We start from the raw sequence: 15,890 nt of genomic DNA, 5'->3' as shown, positions 1-15,890 counted from the left end.
TCATTGAGTAAGCGTTCTTTAACTGGAACAGATTTCACCGCTATGGTATTGGTCGGTGCGCAGCGGCTCACGGAGCATGCTGAACACGTCAATTCTCTAAACGTATTCCCGGTACCCGATGGGGACACCGGTACGAATATGAATTTGACGATGACCGCTGGCGTAACGGAATTGAAAAACCATGGAGCCGGAGGTTTAGGCAGCAGAGCAGCCACTTTATCCAAGGGCCTCTTGATGGGCGCACGCGGGAACTCTGGCGTCATCTTGTCCCAGCTGTTCCGCGGGTTTAGCCGTTATGCCGCTTCGTTAGAAGAAATGAATACCGTTCAATTTGCCGCTGCTTTGCAAAGCGGGGTGGATACTGCCTACAAAGCGGTCGTCAAACCGGTGGAAGGGACCATTCTGACGGTGGCCAAGGAAGCTGCCAAGCATGCCGTATATTATGCGCGCAGAACAACGGATATCACGGAATTGATGACCGAGGTGCTGGCCAAAGCGAAGGAAGCGCTCGCGGGTACGCCGGAGCTGTTGCCGGTATTGAAACAGGTTGGCGTCGTGGATTCGGGCGGTCAAGGACTTGTTTATATTTATGAAGGATTCTTGCAGTGGTTGACCGGAGGTGCCAGCAGCGAGGCTGCAGCGACTTTAGGACAAGCCCCCGCGGCCATCGCCAAACCGGAACTTCACACGCCAGTCGCTGCACCGATACATGTCCCGGCTTCGGCACAAGCAAAGCTGGAAACCGAGGATATTGAATTCTTGTATGACATGGAATTTTTCATTAATCGAACGATCGGCGAAATTAAGAATGCTGTTTTTGACGAGGATCAGTTCCGGAAAGCGCTTTCAGTCAATGGCGATTCGATTATCGTGATTGCGGACGACGAGATCATTAAGGTCCACGTCCATTCCAAAACACCGGGTGATGTGCTGAATTTGGCGCTTCGTTACGGTGAAATTACTCAAATTCATATTTTGAATATGCGCGAGCAGCACCGTGATCTGTTGATCGCGGGCATGGACGCAGCACCGATGCCGGAGCTGTTTGCCGAAGTCCCGGTAGAACCTTCACGCCTCGTCGATCCAGCGAGTTTGCCTGCCGATGAGCTGGCACCTTATGGATTTATCGCCGTTGCTTCGGGCCAAGGCATTTCGGAAATCTTCACCAGCCTGGGTGTCGATGTCGTTTTGTCCGGTGGGCAAACGATGAACCCGAGCACCGAGGATTTCGTTAAGGCGATCCAATCGATTTCGGCTCAGCACGTGTTTGTGTTGCCGAACAACTCCAATATTATCTTGGCCGCTCAGCAAGCGCGCGATTTGCTTGAAGGGGAACGCAGCGTTACCGTTATCCCTAGCAAGAGTATCCCGCAGGGGATTGCCGCAGCGTTTGCTTTCCAAGAGGAAGAAAGCGTGGAGTCCAATCAGGATAACATGCAGAACGCCGTACAACATGTGAAGACGGGCCAAGTCACGTATGCGGTTCGCGACACCATGTTCGACGATTTGGAAATTACGGCCGGCCACTATATCGGCATCGCCGATTCCAAGATCGTAGCAACCGAAGAAGGCCTGTTGGAAACAAGCCAGGGTTTGCTGGCTAAGATGTTGGCCGGGGGCGACGAAATTGTGACGGTTCTGGCCGGTGAGGAAGCCGACGGAGCAATGACAGACGCATTGGTGGGCTGGATTCATGAGGAGTATCCTGACGTCGAAGTCGAGGTCCATAACGGCGGACAACCGATTTATTATTATTTATTTTCGGTAGAATCCTGATCCCGAGGAGAGGATGAAGATACCTATGAATCAGGCTGTCATCATTGCCGACAGTACGTCGGATATCCCGCAGGAGACGGTGTCGAAATACGGTATTCATATCGTTCCGATGCGGCTCGCCTTCGGTGACCAATCTTATCTCGAAGGCATCGACATCACGGCGGAAGAGTTCTACGACAAGTTAACGAAGTCAAAGGACCTGCCAACGACGTCGCAAACCTCACCCTCCCAGTATGTGGAGGTTTACCGCAACCTACTAGCGGCCTATCCGGGTTCGCCAATCATTTCAATCCATATCTCCTCGGGGATGAGCGGGACCTATCAATCCGCCGTGCTTGCCAAGGAGATGCTGGAGGAGGAATTGGGGCACCCCGTAGACGTAACGGTAATTGACTCGCTGTGCGCGACATACGGCTTTGGCCTTCAGGTTGTGCATGCCGCACGGATGGCGAAGCAAGGGGCTTCGGTCGAAGAGATTCAGGCGGAGGTTGAACGGTTAGGAAAAGCTCGGCGACTGTATTTTCTCGTTGATTCGCTGGAGTATTTGCAAAAGGGCGGACGGATCGGCAAAGCTGCTGCGATTCTGGGCACGTTGCTGAACATCAAGCCGATTCTGTCGGTGGACCAGGAGGGCGTCATCTACGCTGTCGATAAGGTCCGAGGCCGTAAGAAGGCGGTGTCCCGTGTCATCGAATTGTTCGTGAACGATTTCGGTGGGGTGAAAGATATCAACGTCGCCGTTTGCGACTGCGTGAATCCGGAAGGGTCCGAGGAGATTCTGGAGATGTTACGCCAACACTTCACGTTGCACGAAATCGTCCGCACCAGTATCGGCGCGGTCGTTGGCACGCATGTCGGTCCGGGTACTGTGGCGACGTTTATTTGGCCGGCGAAGTGATTGAGGTTAGGTTGTGGACCTCAAACTCGTGAGGTTTGGAAGAAGCACGTGGTTTGTGCTTGGGCAGCAAACCTAACGGGACGGACCGTAACGTAACTTAACGGACCGTAGAGACCTTATTTGCTTATTTCCCGGGTATTTCCCAAGCTAACGGACTTCAGAGACCTTATTTGGCATATAGGACAGCCATCCTGTTGTTTTTGTCCGAAATAAGGGCCTCTCGGTCCGTTAGAAGCGGAAGCTGCCGAGAATCGGGCGAATAACGTCACTGGTGTCCGTTAGGTTGGATGAAGCTAGGGAGTGAGTAGCGGAGCGTAGCTGTAAGCTACGTGAGCAACGGAAGGCCCGGGTGAATTCAAGATTCGACGCCGAAATGGCTTCCTCGCTTGTGCTTCATGATCCAAGGATGACTTTTTGAACTACCTCAATAAAGTGGGGGATTTGGTGTGATGGATTTGCATAACATCCCCGTAAAGCAAGTTAGCGGCGTGAGCGCTCTTAAGCAAGAAGAGCTTCACGCCTTTGGCATCTTTACGGTGAATGATTTGATCGAATATTATCCGTTCCGGTACGAGGACTACCGGCTGCGCTCCCTGACGGAAGTCAAAGATGGGGACAAGGTGACGGTACAGGCAAAAATCATGGGCTTGCCGGTACTCCAACGGTACGGTCGAAAATCGCGGCTCACGTGCAAAATGGTCGCGGAAGACTGGATGTTTACGGCGACGTGGTTTAACCGTCATTTCCTCAAGGACCAGTTGACGACGGGGCGAGAGATTGTTTTAACCGGAAAATGGGATATGCGCCGGAGCCAGCTCACCGTGACGGATTCGGAGTTTCCCGACCGGGGGACGCTGCGCAGCGGCAGCCTGCAGCCGGTCTATTCCGTTGGCGGCAAAATCACGCAGGCCTGGATGCGCAAAACGATCGGACAAGCGCTGCTGCAATATGGGGAGATGATCCCGGAGAATCTGCCGCCCGATCTGTTGCTTAAATACAGCCTGATGCCTCGCAAGGCGGCGATCCTGCGGCTGCATCAGCCGCAGGATAACGAGGAGGGGCAAATCGCCCGACGCCGTATGGTGTACGAGGAGCTGTTCCTGTTCCAGCTCAAGCTGCAGGCGTATCGGGCGATGAACCATGATCGCATGGACGGGGTGGCGCATGTCGTGGATAACGCCACGATTCGGGAATTTGTGCGCAGCCTTCCGTTTGAGCTCACCGATGCGCAGAAGAAGGTCGAGCTGGAAATTTTGCAGGACATGCGCTCGCCTTACTGTATGAACCGGCTGCTGCAGGGAGACGTTGGCTCCGGCAAGACGGTCATTGCTGCAATTGCCCTGTACGCGGCGGTGAAGTCCGGGCACCAGGGCGCTTTTATGGTGCCGACGGAAATTTTGGCCGAGCAGCATATGCGCTCCCTCACCCGGTTGTTCGAACCGTTTGGCATCACGGTTGGTTTGCTGACCGGCAGTATTACGGGACGCAAGCGTAAGGATTTGCTTGGCTCCCTGCAAATGGGGCTCACCGATATCATCGTTGGCACGCATGCGTTGATTCAGGAGGACGTATTTTTTCGTTCGCTCAGTATGGTGGTTACCGACGAGCAACATCGATTTGGCGTTAATCAGCGCAGTATTTTGCGGCGCAAAGGCTTTAACCCTGACGTGTTGACGATGACGGCCACGCCGATTCCGCGCACGCTCGCGATCACCGCCTTTGGCGACATGGATGTATCGACGATCTCGGAGCGGCCGAAGGGGCGCAAGCCGATCACGACTTATTGGGTGAAGCACAGCATGATGGACCGCGTGCTTGGCTTTATTGATCGCGAGGTGTCGCAAGGCCGTCAGGCCTACGTAATTTGCCCGCTCATCGAGGAGTCGGACAAGCTGGACGTGCAGAATGCCATCGACCTGTATGTGTCGATGCAGCAGGCGTTCCCGAACATGAAGGTCGGATTGCTGCACGGCCGGATGACGGCGGCCGAGAAGGACGAAGTGATGCGCGCGTTCTATGAGAACGAGGTGCAGCTGCTCGTCTCGACGACCGTCGTCGAGGTCGGCGTTGACGTGCCCAATGCCACGCTGATGATTGTGATGGATGCCGATCGGTTCGGCCTATCCCAGCTTCACCAGCTGCGCGGGCGCGTTGGCCGGGGAGAGCACGCGTCGTATTGCGTGCTCATCGCCGATCCGAAGTCGGAGGTCGGTCAGGAGCGGATGAAGGTCATGACCGACACGGACGACGGCTTCGAGGTGGCGCGGCGGGACCTGGAGCTCCGCGGTCCCGGGGATTTTTTCGGCACGAAGCAAAGCGGCGTGCCGGATTTTCGCGTCGCGGACATGGTCAGCGACTATGCGGTGCTGGAGGCGGCGCGGGACGACGCCGCCCGGCTGGTGGCGGGCGAGACCTTCTGGACGTCGCCCGAATACGGCCCGCTGCGGGATTATTTGCGGCGGGAGCAGATTTTTCAAGGTGAGCTGATCGACTAACGAAACATTTAGCAAGGATGGAACCGTTCGCGGGATATGCGGGCGGTTTTTTTGCGCCAAAATAATAATAAATAACATGCCTTGAAATATAATTTCATCCATAAAATAATATGTTGAAATAATATCTCAATTGCATTATAATCAAGTCGAAAACGATTACAACCATGTGGATCCACACAAAGGAGAGTAACCTATATGTTGGAAAATCTGACAACCGAGGCAAGAAACGAGCGGACCATGCGCTTGGACGAAATGGGTGTGACCGAGTTGCTTAAGGTGATGAATGAAGAAGATGCCAAGGTAGCCGGAGCGGTAAACCAAGAGATTCCGAAAATCGCCGAGGCCGTGGCAGCCATCACCGAGTCGCTCCGCAAAGGAGGCCGGCTGATTTATATGGGGGCCGGCACAAGCGGACGGATCGGGTTGCTGGATGCGGTGGAATGTCCGCCAACGTTCGGGACTTCCCCGGACCAGGTGGTTGGGCTGATCGCTGGCGGAAGCAACGCTTTTATCAAGGCTGTTGAGGGAGCGGAGGATCGGGCTGAGCTCGGGATGGTTGATCTGCAAAATCTCGGGCTTACCGGAAACGATGCAGTCGTCGGATTAGCTGCCAGCGGGCGTACGCCTTACGTGATCGGCGGATTGGAATACGCCAAGCGTATCGGTGCTAAGGCGATTAGCATCAGCTGCAACAAGAATGCAGCGATAAGCTCCATTTCCGACATTGCTATCGAGATTGAGAACGGTCCTGAAGTATTGACCGGGTCGACTCGGCTCAAGGCAGGAACCTCGCAGAAACTGGTCTGCAATATGCTGTCTACGGCCTCGATGATCGGCTTAGGTAAGGTATACGGCAATTTGATGGTTGATGTTCAGCCCACCAATGAGAAGCTGGCGGATCGGGCGAAGCGAATCGTCATGGAGGCGACCGGTTGCGATGTCTCTACCGCTGAAAACGCCTTGGACCTTGCCGAGGGGAAACCGAAACCGGCGATCCTGATGATCTTGACGGGATGCACGTATGCGGTGGCCTTGGAAAAATTGGAGCAGAGCCACGGGTTTATCGGTAAGGCTGCGAAGTCTACGATGCAGTGAAGAAACAAATAAGACCATCCCATAGGGGCAGGAGGCTTCCCAATGAGCAAATTTGAAAGCATGGCAAAACGGATTATGGAATCCATCGGCGGTTCCGGCAATGTGGAGCAATTTACGAACTGCATGACCCGGTTGCGCGTTTCGGTCCTGGATCGCAGCCGGATCGATGAGACTGGGCTCAAACAGATCGATGGGGTACTTGGTGTGGTTGATGACGAGACGTATCAAGTTATTCTCGGGCCGGGTGTTGTCAACAAGGTCGCAGAGGAGTTCGGTAAGCTTCTGCAAGCGGAGGGGAATGGCGGCGACGGGGCAGCAGCTGGCGGCAAAACGACGCCGTTCCGCGAAGGCTCCGACATCAAGGCGGAGCTCAAGCAGAAGAACAACACTCCTTTCAAAAATTTCTTGCGGAAAATCGGCAACATCTTTATTCCATTGATTCCTGCCTTGGTGGGAGCGGGGATTATCAACGGCATAGCCGGTTTGATCAACAACCTGGTTACCTCCGGGAACGCTGCAGACTGGCTGCTTACGCTCCAACCGATTATTAGCGTGATTGGCTCGGCGTTCTTCGGGTATTTGACGATCTTTGCCGGGGTGAACGCCGCGAAAGAGTTCGGAGGTACGCCAGCGCTCGGCGGAGCCGTGGCGGCGATCATCGTCGCACCGGCGGTGGCGAATATCTCCTACACCTACCCCTTGTTTGGTGAAATTAAGCTTAACGCGGGGCAGGGCGGAATCATCGGGGCGATTTTGGCCGCAGGATTCATTTCTTTGCTGGAAAAATGGATCCGTAAGCGGATGCCGGCTGCAATTGATATCATCGTCACTCCTACCATTTCGCTGTTGATCGCAGGCCTGGTTACCGTGTTCTTCCTGATGCCGGTCAGCGGGATTATCTCCCAGGGCATCGGACAGGTAACAACTTGGCTGTTGGCTCATGGCGGACCACTATCTGGATTCGCCCTAGCTTCGCTGTTCCTGCCGCTGGTCATGTTCGGCTTGCACCAGGCGCTGATTCCGATTCATGCCGAATTGATTTCTCAGGTCGGATACACCGCTCTGCTGCCGATTCTGGCCATGGCGGGTGCGGGACAGGTCGGCTCGGCGATCGCCATTTATGTCAAGCTGAAGCATAACACGCGATTGCGTAATATGATCAAAGGGGCCTTGCCCGTCGGGTTCCTTGGTATCGGCGAACCGCTTATTTACGGGGTCAGCTTGCCTCTGGGCCGGCCGTTTGTGACCGCTTGTCTCGGCGGTGGTTTTGGCGGCGCGGTGCTGGGCTTGTTCGCGATGACGGGGAATTTCGTCGGCTCGGTGGCGATCGGTCCTTCCGGACTCGTCCTGATCCCGCTGATTCAAGGTCCAATGGGGATTGGCATGACGATTCTCGGTTACTTATCCGGGTTGATCATCTCCTATGTGGCCGGCTTCTTGCTCACTTACTTCTTAGGTTTTACAAAGCAGATGCTTATAGAGCATAATAGATAATACAGCTAGCGGAGGAACGTTTGGCGGCCTTATATCAGGCCGCCGCGTTTCTTTTGTATTTGTATCGGAAATATGGAGGGGATGACCGTGACGACGGGAAGCATACTTACGCAAATGGAGGCGGTGCTGGAACAACTGCCCGAATCAGAAAGAAAAGCGGCTCAATATATTTTGACGGCTTCGGCGGAGGTTTCCGGTTTAAGTATTCATGCAGTCGCTGATAAAGCGGGGACCAGTGCGGCGGCGATTACCCGGCTATGCCGTTCGCTGGGGCTAAGCGGATTTCCTGATCTGAAAATGCGTTTGTCGGTTGATAATGCTAAACCGCAAAGGCCGGGTTATTACGATATCGAGCGCGGAGAGACGATTCAAACCGTCATTCAAAAGACGGTGTCCAACAGTGTCCAAGCCATTCAAGATACGATGCTTCACCTGCAGCCGGAATTAATCGAGCAGGTGGTGGACAGCTTCCGAAAGGCCTCCGTCATCCATATGTACGGGGTGGGGGCTTCGGCTATCGTAGCAGCGGATGCCGCACAGAAATGGCTGCGCCTGGGGAAGCAAGCGTTCGCGCTACAGGATGAGCATCTAATTGCAGCCGCGCTGGCAAGCGCTCCGCCAGGGGCCTTGTTTATGGGCGTCTCTTACAGCGGAAATACCAAGGAAGTACTGCAATTGTTCCGGGTCGCCCAAAAGTATGGTGTACGTACCATCGGCTTGTCCCGTTTCGGCAATCATAAAGTATCCGAGCTCGCCGATTTGATGCTGTACACGCCGCAGGCACCTGAAGCGACCCTGCGCAGCGGAGCGTCTGGCTCTCGCCTGGCTCAACTGGTTATGATCGATATTTTATTCTTCGCTTATGCCTCAACGCAATACGAGGAGACGATCGTCAGATTGGGACAAACCCATGAAGCGACGACGTTCCTTAGACAGAGCTAGCGACTTGCGAGTGCTTTCGGATTTAGAGGCACTATGGACAGCCTTCCCGTCATATAGTAGAGGTGAAGTCCGGAAATGACGGGACAGGAGGTGCTAGTCACAGTGCCCAGTTATCATCAATATGGAATCAGTCCGCAGCTGGTCGAACGGGTTAAACTCAAAATGAAAAATCCGGCGATCAAGGACCGGGTCAAGCAGGTCGTCGACGGCCTCACTCGCGCGGATTTGCAGGATCGCGTCAAGGTACGCAGGCTCGTTAGAACGGCCTCTTCTGTGCTTGGCGAAAGACTGAGCGGCGCTCAGGAAGAGCAAATCGTCCAATTTGTCATCGATCAGCGAATCGACCCGCGCAATACGCTTCACTTGCTGCGGTTATGGGGAATGTTCCGTTAAGCAGCGCGCGGCGATACGGCGGTAACGGGTGACAAGGCCCTGGGGAAATGGTGCCCCGGCGGCCTTTTGCTATTTCCGGAGGTTGTTTTTGGAAAGAGGATGCGCTAAGACGGGGCTGGTTAAGCTAAACGAGAAATCATCGGTTAGGCTTAAAAATTCGGGTCTTTCCCGCTTGCCAATTTCCTCAAATTGTTTTATATTGACATGAGAGTAGGTCAAAAATAAAAGGGGATGAGGCGGATGACACCGCGTACGAAGGAACAAAATGAAGAGATCCGATTGCGGCGGCTTGCTCAAATTCGTATGGCGGCCGCCGATGTATTTCTTGATAAAGGTCTGACGCTGGAAATTCGGGATGTAGCAGCCGAAGCCGGGCTCGGTTACGGAACGGTTTACCATTATTACAGTAATAAAGGGGATTTGCTGCACGACGTGCTTTGGACAGCGATGGATCGAGCCGGGGAATGGATGGGCAGGGGAGCCCCCGGGGACATTCACCCTAAGGAGGGCATTGACTCAAAGGCGGATCCCCTCGTGGCGGAAGGTGCCCGGCTGCTGAAATTGTGGGCCGAAGATCACGGCGTTTACTTGTTGTATAAATTTGCGGCGGAAGACTTCCGCTTGCTGCCGGAGGCGCGAGCGTTACCGCTGACGGATGCGTTCCGCCGCGAGGTGCTGCTGCCATTTGCAGCGGTGCTTAGGCGCGGCCAACCGCTTGATCCTGGCGAGATCGTCGCTTCCGGAACGGCTGACCGGGGGGCGAACGCGGCGGAGCAAGTCTCGCAGGCGGAAATGCTGCTGGCCGCCTTGGCCGGTTGCGCGAGCTTTCCGCTGCGCCGCGGGACGCTGGATCGTGAGGCAGAGGGCATCGCTCGCTTGTTATTGCATCGGCTATCGGAGCGCACCATACCCGATGGACCATTGAAGGAGTGAAGACAAATGATTATATTAAAATCTCCGCGGGAGATCGAAGAGATGAAGCGGGCGAACCAGATCGTTGCGGACTGCCATCGGGAGGTCGCCAAAATGATTGGGCCCGGGATCACGACGCAGGAGATCAATGATTTCGTGGCTCGGCATATTACGAAGCTGGGCGGCAAGCAGTTTACGAAAGGTTATAACGGATTCCCCGCCGAAACCTGCGCCTCGGTCAACGATGTGGTCGCCCACGGGTTCCCGTCGAACCGGCCGCTGCAGAACGGCGACCTGCTTAAACTGGACATTGTCGCGGAAGCGGACGGCTGGTTCGGAGATTCGTGCTGGTGTTACGCCGTGGGTCAGGTGAGTCCCGAAGCGGAAAGGCTGATGCGGGTGACGAAGGAATGCCTGGAGCTGGGGATTGCCCAAGCGCTCCCGGGCAACCGGTTAGGTGACGTGACTTCGGCCATTCAGAAACATGCGGAGGCAAACGGCTATGCCGTCGTACGCGATCTGCTGGGTCACGGGATCGGGCGTAGTCTGCATGAGGAGCCTAACTATGAGCATATCGGCGTGGCGGGCAAGGGAATTCGCCTTAAGGAAGGCATGGTGTTTACGATCGAGCCGATGATCAACGAAGGCACGTTCCGCATTGCGATTGACGACGACGGCTGGACGGCGCGCACGGCGGACGGCAAATGGTCGGCCCAGTATGAGCATACGATCGCGCTGATGGCGGACGGACCGCTGATTTTAACAGCTCAATAAGCGTCAACAGGAAAAGAGGCTGATTCCCAAAGTCCGACGGACAGGGGGAATCAGCCTTTTTCATGCGCGTTCACCCTGCCAAATTATCCAACATAAACCTGTTGCCAGAGGGAATGTTTGTTCGTATTATGAATATAATAGGAACAAACGTTCTGATTAGAGGGTGAGTTTATGACAGACAGCATGAAGAAGGGAGCGGCATGAGCCCGGTTCCTTGGCAAACGCAGGAGGAGGCGGAGATCATCAAGCAATACGTGCTGCTTCCCCTATTGCTCGATGCGCTGGAACGGGACCGGCGCATTTTGGCGTCGGCTTCGCTGAAGCTGCCGCAGGTGTATAAGGGGCTGATCGGTTTGCTTCAGAACGCCGCAACCGCCGATCTGACCCAGGTGCGCCAAAGCATGCGCGAGCATGGATTGAAGGTGTTTGAGGAGCGGCGGACGAACCTGGGGATTGAAGCCCGCTATTTATGCCGGGGCTACACGTATGAGTTTTCCATGCTGTGGGGGCTGGTTAAAGCGGAGCTGATCAGCCGGCTTTACAGCTATCTCGGGATGGATGTAACGAAAGAGGGGATGTTCTCATGAAATCGGAACGCGTGATCATGATGGCGGATTGCCAATCCTTCTACGCCAGCGTGGAGAAGGCTGATCATCCGCAGCACCAGAACCGCCCGCTGATCGTGGCCGGGGATCCGGAACGGCGCTCGGGGATCGTGCTGGCCGCTTGTCCGCTGGCCAAACAGTATGGAGTGACAACGGCGGAGACGCTGGGCACGGCTTTGGCAAAATGTCCGGACCTGGTGGTGATGCGGCCGCGTATGGAGCGGTACATCGCCGTGTCGATGCAGATCACGAACATCATGAAGCAGTTTACCGATCTGGTGGAGCCGTACAGCATCGATGAGCAGCATCTCGACGTGACCGGCAGCCTGTCGCTGTTCGGCGAGCCGGAGACGCTGGCCCTGACCATTCAGCAGAAAATCCGCCGCGAGACCGGCATCTACAGCCGTTTCGGCATCAGCTACAACAAGGCAGTCAGCAAAATGGCCTGCGACAATTTCGCCAAGAAAAATGCAAACGGCCTGTACGTTCTGCCTCGTGAAGCCGTTCCGAAGGTGCTATGGCCGCTGCCGATCCGGCAAATGTTCATGGTCGGCTCCCGCATGGAGCGCCATCTGCTGCGAATGGGCATCCGCACGATCGGGGAGCTGGCGAACCTACCGCTGGCGCGGCTACGGCAGCGCTGGGGCGTCAACGGCGAAGTGCTGTGGCGACTGGCCAACGGCATGGACGACTCGCCGGTCGACCCGAACAGCCATCAGGGGGAGAAGTCGATCGGTCATGAAATGACGTTGCCCCGCGACTACTATTCGATGGAGGAGACGGCGGTACCGCTGCTGGAGCTGACCGAGCTTGTCTGCCGCCGGTGCCGGGAAAAGGGCTACATGGGCGGGGTCGTCAGCGTTGGCTGCCGGGGGGCGGATTTCGACCATCCGACCGGGTTTTACCGGCAGATGAAGCTGCCCGATCCGACCAACGTGACCATGCAGGTTTACGACGGGGTGATGCGGCTGTTCCGCCGTCATTGGGACGGCCAGCCGGTCCGTAAGGTGGGGGTCACGTTAACCGGGCTGGTGCGGGACGACGAATACCAGCTGACCTTGTTCGATGAACGGCCGAGATACCAAGCGCTCGAACGGGCCACCGACGAGATCAAACGTCGTTATGGGGAATCGGCGATTTTTCGCGCGGTATCGCTGACGGGTGCCGGTCAGGCGCGGGATCGAGCCGGCAAGATTGGAGGGCATTACCGATGAAAGGAAAGCTGTATGGCAACGGATTATGGGAGTCGTCGCGGATGATGCTGCCGGAGCACAAGGAGGCGATTTTGCGGGGCAACCACAGCCAGGAGCGCAAGGCGCGGTCCTTCCTCGACGAACAGGAACTTGAGCGGATTTCACGCCTTCTCACGACCTCGCTGCAGACCGGGAAGCCGGTGCGCCTGCATCTCTTCGGGGAATGGCAGGGGCGGGAGGTCCTAGGAACCGTGACGAGAGTCGACCCCGGAGGGCGACAGGCGCGCCTTCAGACCGAGGCCGGTCCCGAGTGGATCGCGTTCGCGGACATTGTTGGAGCCGAGACCGATTAGGCAAGTCAACGACGGGTAAAGCCCGCGTTAAACGAAGGTAAATCTATTAAGCTGCTGATCTGCCGCTGGCGGATGGGGAGCTTATTTTGTTAACGTCTGGTGAAATCTGTATTTCGAGCCCCAAGATGGAAAAGGGCGGAAAAACGTCATTTTTTAGGAAGGAAGTCGCCGAACAAGGCGGGATGGCCCGACGAAAATCCGTCATCGTAAACGACGGAAAAACGCTAGTCCCAGGCTGGGACCAGGGAAGCTTTTTTTGACAAGGGCTGTAACCTTAGAAAATCGTGGAAAACCGCAGAATGACGCGATTTTCAGACAAGACTTTGGTATCAATTTTGTAACCATTATGGAAAAGGGTGTAAAAATTGAGCGAAACCTAGATGAATTTTGTACGTCTAATATCACGAAATGACCAAGCGGGACAGAGATGCCGAAAATCCGTCTCCCCCGGAAAACAGCCCCAGCTGTAAAACACTCCCATTAGCCTAGTTACATGATAGGGGCGCTTGGTTCATGATAAATAGTGATTTTGAGAAGCGGAGGTGCGAATCGGCCATACTGAATCATCACCTGTATAGCTGCATAGAAAGCGGCCGTTCGATAGGACGCTGTGCTCCTCGGGAATGTCGGTGTGCGGCCGGGGGATTCGGTTGTTCAGAACGAGCACGAAAAGAAGAACAGCGAGGTGAAATAAGGGTAATCCGATGACGACATTAGCGAAAAAAAGGTTGGCGATGGGGCTTGTCCTGGCGGGCGTCTTCATCGCAGGCTGCGTGGTTCTGGCCGTTCTAAATTGGCCGCCGCCTCATTACAGCTATGCGGCAAAGGACGGAACGGAGCTGAAGTTCCGTACCGAAGGCGACAAACTTCTCGCCTATGACGGCGAAAGCAGTTGGGAGGAGTTGTTCGTCAAAGGCGTCAACCTGGGGGCGACGGTGCCGGGATATTTTCCCGGGGAATTTCCGATTACGGAAGACGATTACTTGCGCTGGTTCCAGCAGATTGATGACATGGGCGCAAATGTGATTCGAATTTATACGGTGCATAATCCGGTGTTCTACAAGTCTCTGGTTAAATACAACCGGGACAAGGGGAAGGACCCCCTCTATTTCATCCAAGGCATCTGGTCGCCGGAGGAGCAGTTAATCGAGCAGCAGGATGCTTACATTCCCGGAATTAAGGAGGCTTTTCACCGAGAGATCGAAAAGGCGGTTAAAGCCGTTTACGGCGATTTGAAGGTCCCGAAACAGCCGGGAACGTCGGGCGGCAAGTATACCGCAAATGCCGGTCCCTACCTGATGGCCTGGCATATCGGCACCGAATGGGACCCGGAGATGGTGGATAACACGAACCGCAAGCACGCTGAACTTCCGCCGTATCAAGGGCAGCATTTCACGGCGACAGACGAGGCGAGTCCATTCGAGAGCTGGCTGGCAGAGCTGGTAGACGACACCGCCCAGAAGGAACGCGCGTACGGGTGGGAGCATCCCATCACGTTTACGAACTGGGTGACGACGGATGTGTTGCAGCATCCCGGTGAACCGTTGTTCGAGGAGGACCTGGCCAGCGTCGACGCTACGCATATTCGGCCCGTGGAATGGGAAGCGGGTTATTTCGCCGCTTATCATGCGTACCCGTATTATCCGGACTTTTTCCATCTAGACAAAACGCTGGAGACGATCCCTGATGGGGATGGGGACTTCAACACCTACAAGGCTTATTTGCAGGAACTGAAAAATTACTATAAGGACATCCCGGTGATGATTACCGAATATGGCGTTCCTTCCTCGCTGGGCGTCTCCCACCTCGGACGGGGCGGACGGAATCAGGGCGGCCACAACGAGCAAGAGCAGGGAGAGATCAACGTCTCTCTGACGAAGGATATTTACGATACGGGGTATGCCGGTGCCATCTTGTTCATGTGGCAGGATGAATGGTTCAAGAAAACGTGGAATACGATGCGGTTTGAGATCCCGGAGGATCGACGCGCTTTTTGGCTAAACGTGTTGACCAATGAAAAACAATTCGGTCTGTTGTCGATGGGCCCTGGTAAAGAGGACGACCTCATGATCGACGGCAAGCTGGAGGATTGGGAATCCCTGCCGGAAGGGGAGGTCCATGCCTGGGATCGTCCGTCGGCAGGGATCGACCGGTTGCAGGTCACGCACGACGAAGCTTATGTCTACGTGGGTCTTCAGCTAAGCGACCCGTTCGACCCGGCCAAGCGGTTGATCCGGCTTGGCGCAGATACGCAGCCCGGTGGGAATCAGCCGGTGGCGGAGCTGCCTGGGCGAACGCTGAGCGACGGCCTGGAGGCGATCGTGGAGATCGGAAATGACGAGGAGACCGAAGTGCTGACGGCGCCAAGTTACGATTTCCATCGCCGGCTTTACGGGCGATACGGATATTGGATGCTTGACGATCCTACGGAGGAGCAAACTGTAGAGTTTCAACCTTGGAAGCTGGCGGTCAGCTTGACGATGACGCCGCCCGACACCCGCTTCGCTCATCCGTTCCGGGACATGACCGTCGGTAAGCTGATTCGCGGCACCACCGATCCGGGAAACGCCGATTTCAACTCGCTTGCTTCTTGGCAGTACAGCGGCAACGAGGTAGAACTGCGCATTCCCTGGATGCTGCTGGGCTTTGCGGATCCTAGCTCGCGGCAAGTGATTGACTACCGGCCTTTGAAGGAGGACCGGGCCTTCTCGACGACCGAATCGGACGGCCTGACCCTAATTCCATGGATCATGGAGCGGGGCGAAGCGGGGGTTCTGGGTCCGGGAACGGAAAGCGGAGAAACCCGAGAAAACGTCTCATTGGACGCATTCCCGAAATACGTGTGGCAGCCATGGGAAACCGTGCAGTATACCGAACGGCTCAAGTCCGGTTATTACGCCCTGCAGGCGTTCTACCAAAGCTTGCCGGATCGGCGAACGACGGGAGAATAACTGGCGCCG

At 55.5% G+C, this 15,890-nt stretch carries 12 protein-coding genes and 1 pseudogene; all 13 read left to right on the top strand.

The features are described 5' to 3' along the window. Positions 1-3 precede the first annotated feature (3 nt). The 13 genes and pseudogenes from KJS42_RS08000 (at position 4) to KJS42_RS07940 (ending at position 15,881) form a co-directional block, all read left to right on the top strand. Complete coding sequence (locus tag KJS42_RS08000; RefSeq protein WP_193418603.1) at positions 4-1,776, top strand: DAK2 domain-containing protein; 1,773 nt, start codon at positions 4-6, stop codon at positions 1,774-1,776. A 25-nt stretch (positions 1,777-1,801) separates the two neighbouring features. After that, positions 1,802-2,674 (top strand): DegV family protein, encoded by an 873-nt coding sequence (locus tag KJS42_RS07995; RefSeq protein WP_213622550.1) that lies wholly within the window; start codon positions 1,802-1,804, stop codon positions 2,672-2,674. Between the two features lie 449 nt (positions 2,675-3,123). Next, complete coding sequence (gene recG / locus KJS42_RS07990; RefSeq protein WP_244868418.1) at positions 3,124-5,169, top strand: ATP-dependent DNA helicase RecG; 2,046 nt, start codon at positions 3,124-3,126, stop codon at positions 5,167-5,169. Between the two features lie 186 nt (positions 5,170-5,355). Then, a pseudogene (murQ, locus tag KJS42_RS07985) lies at positions 5,356-6,264 on the top strand (N-acetylmuramic acid 6-phosphate etherase); the annotation flags it as partial. 42 nt (positions 6,265-6,306) lie between these two features. Next, positions 6,307-7,758, top strand: coding sequence for a PTS transporter subunit EIIC (locus KJS42_RS07980; protein WP_193418599.1), 1,452 nt, complete (start codon positions 6,307-6,309; stop codon positions 7,756-7,758). Positions 7,759-7,845: 87 nt separating this feature from the next. Further along, positions 7,846-8,700 carry a MurR/RpiR family transcriptional regulator gene (locus KJS42_RS07975; protein ID WP_193418597.1) on the top strand — a complete coding sequence of 285 codons (855 nt, stop codon included), beginning with the start codon at positions 7,846-7,848 and terminating at the stop codon, positions 8,698-8,700. 75 nt (positions 8,701-8,775) lie between these two features. Continuing rightward, a complete protein-coding gene (locus KJS42_RS07970) occupies positions 8,776-9,093 on the top strand; it encodes a stage VI sporulation protein F (RefSeq protein ID WP_155605517.1) in 318 nt (105 codons plus the stop codon). A gap of 240 nt (positions 9,094-9,333) precedes the next feature. Continuing rightward, positions 9,334-10,026, top strand: a complete 693-nt coding sequence (locus tag KJS42_RS07965; RefSeq protein ID WP_213622548.1) for a TetR/AcrR family transcriptional regulator — start codon at positions 9,334-9,336, stop codon at positions 10,024-10,026. A gap of 6 nt (positions 10,027-10,032) precedes the next feature. After that, positions 10,033-10,779, top strand: coding sequence for a type I methionyl aminopeptidase (gene map / locus KJS42_RS07960; protein WP_155605515.1), 747 nt, complete (start codon positions 10,033-10,035; stop codon positions 10,777-10,779). Between the two features lie 200 nt (positions 10,780-10,979). Further along, complete coding sequence (locus KJS42_RS07955; RefSeq protein WP_213622547.1) at positions 10,980-11,366, top strand: YhjD family protein; 387 nt, start codon at positions 10,980-10,982, stop codon at positions 11,364-11,366. Further along, complete coding sequence (locus KJS42_RS07950; protein WP_155605513.1) at positions 11,363-12,598, top strand: DNA polymerase IV; 1,236 nt, start codon at positions 11,363-11,365, stop codon at positions 12,596-12,598. The genes KJS42_RS07955 and KJS42_RS07950 overlap by 4 nt, the downstream gene beginning before the upstream one ends. Continuing rightward, entirely contained in the window at positions 12,595-12,930 is a 336-nt protein-coding gene (locus tag KJS42_RS07945) for a YolD-like family protein (RefSeq protein WP_213622546.1), read from the top strand. The genes KJS42_RS07950 and KJS42_RS07945 overlap by 4 nt, the downstream gene beginning before the upstream one ends. Positions 12,931-13,634: 704 nt before the next feature. Then, a complete protein-coding gene (locus KJS42_RS07940; RefSeq protein ID WP_213622545.1) occupies positions 13,635-15,881 on the top strand; it encodes a hypothetical protein in 2,247 nt (748 codons plus the stop codon). The last annotated feature ends 9 nt before the right edge of the window (positions 15,882-15,890 follow it).

Origin of the sequence: Paenibacillus sp. J53TS2, assembly GCF_018403305.1 — a bacterium.
Lineage (GTDB): Bacteria > Bacillota > Bacilli > Paenibacillales > Paenibacillaceae > Fontibacillus > Fontibacillus rhizolycopersici.
Note: the sequence above shows the minus strand (reverse complement) of the source record. Positions and strands in the feature narration are given on the sequence as shown.

Excerpts from the sequence above, each read along its gene's own strand:
- KJS42_RS07965 (WP_213622548.1), top strand. The coding sequence starts at position 9,334 with ATGACACCGCGTACGAAGGAACAAAATGAAGAGATCCGATTGCGGCGG.
- KJS42_RS07940 (WP_213622545.1), top strand. The coding sequence starts at position 13,635 with ATGACGACATTAGCGAAAAAAAGGTTGGCGATGGGGCTTGTCCTGGCG.
- KJS42_RS07970 (WP_155605517.1), top strand. The coding sequence starts at position 8,776 with ATGACGGGACAGGAGGTGCTAGTCACAGTGCCCAGTTATCATCAATAT.
- map (WP_155605515.1), top strand. The coding sequence starts at position 10,033 with ATGATTATATTAAAATCTCCGCGGGAGATCGAAGAGATGAAGCGGGCG.
- KJS42_RS07950 (WP_155605513.1), top strand. The coding sequence starts at position 11,363 with ATGAAATCGGAACGCGTGATCATGATGGCGGATTGCCAATCCTTCTAC.
- KJS42_RS07980 (WP_193418599.1), top strand. The coding sequence starts at position 6,307 with ATGAGCAAATTTGAAAGCATGGCAAAACGGATTATGGAATCCATCGGC.
- KJS42_RS07945 (WP_213622546.1), top strand. The coding sequence starts at position 12,595 with ATGAAAGGAAAGCTGTATGGCAACGGATTATGGGAGTCGTCGCGGATG.
- recG (WP_244868418.1), top strand. The coding sequence starts at position 3,124 with ATGGATTTGCATAACATCCCCGTAAAGCAAGTTAGCGGCGTGAGCGCT.
- KJS42_RS07955 (WP_213622547.1), top strand. The coding sequence starts at position 10,980 with ATGAGCCCGGTTCCTTGGCAAACGCAGGAGGAGGCGGAGATCATCAAG.
- KJS42_RS07995 (WP_213622550.1), top strand. The coding sequence starts at position 1,802 with ATGAATCAGGCTGTCATCATTGCCGACAGTACGTCGGATATCCCGCAG.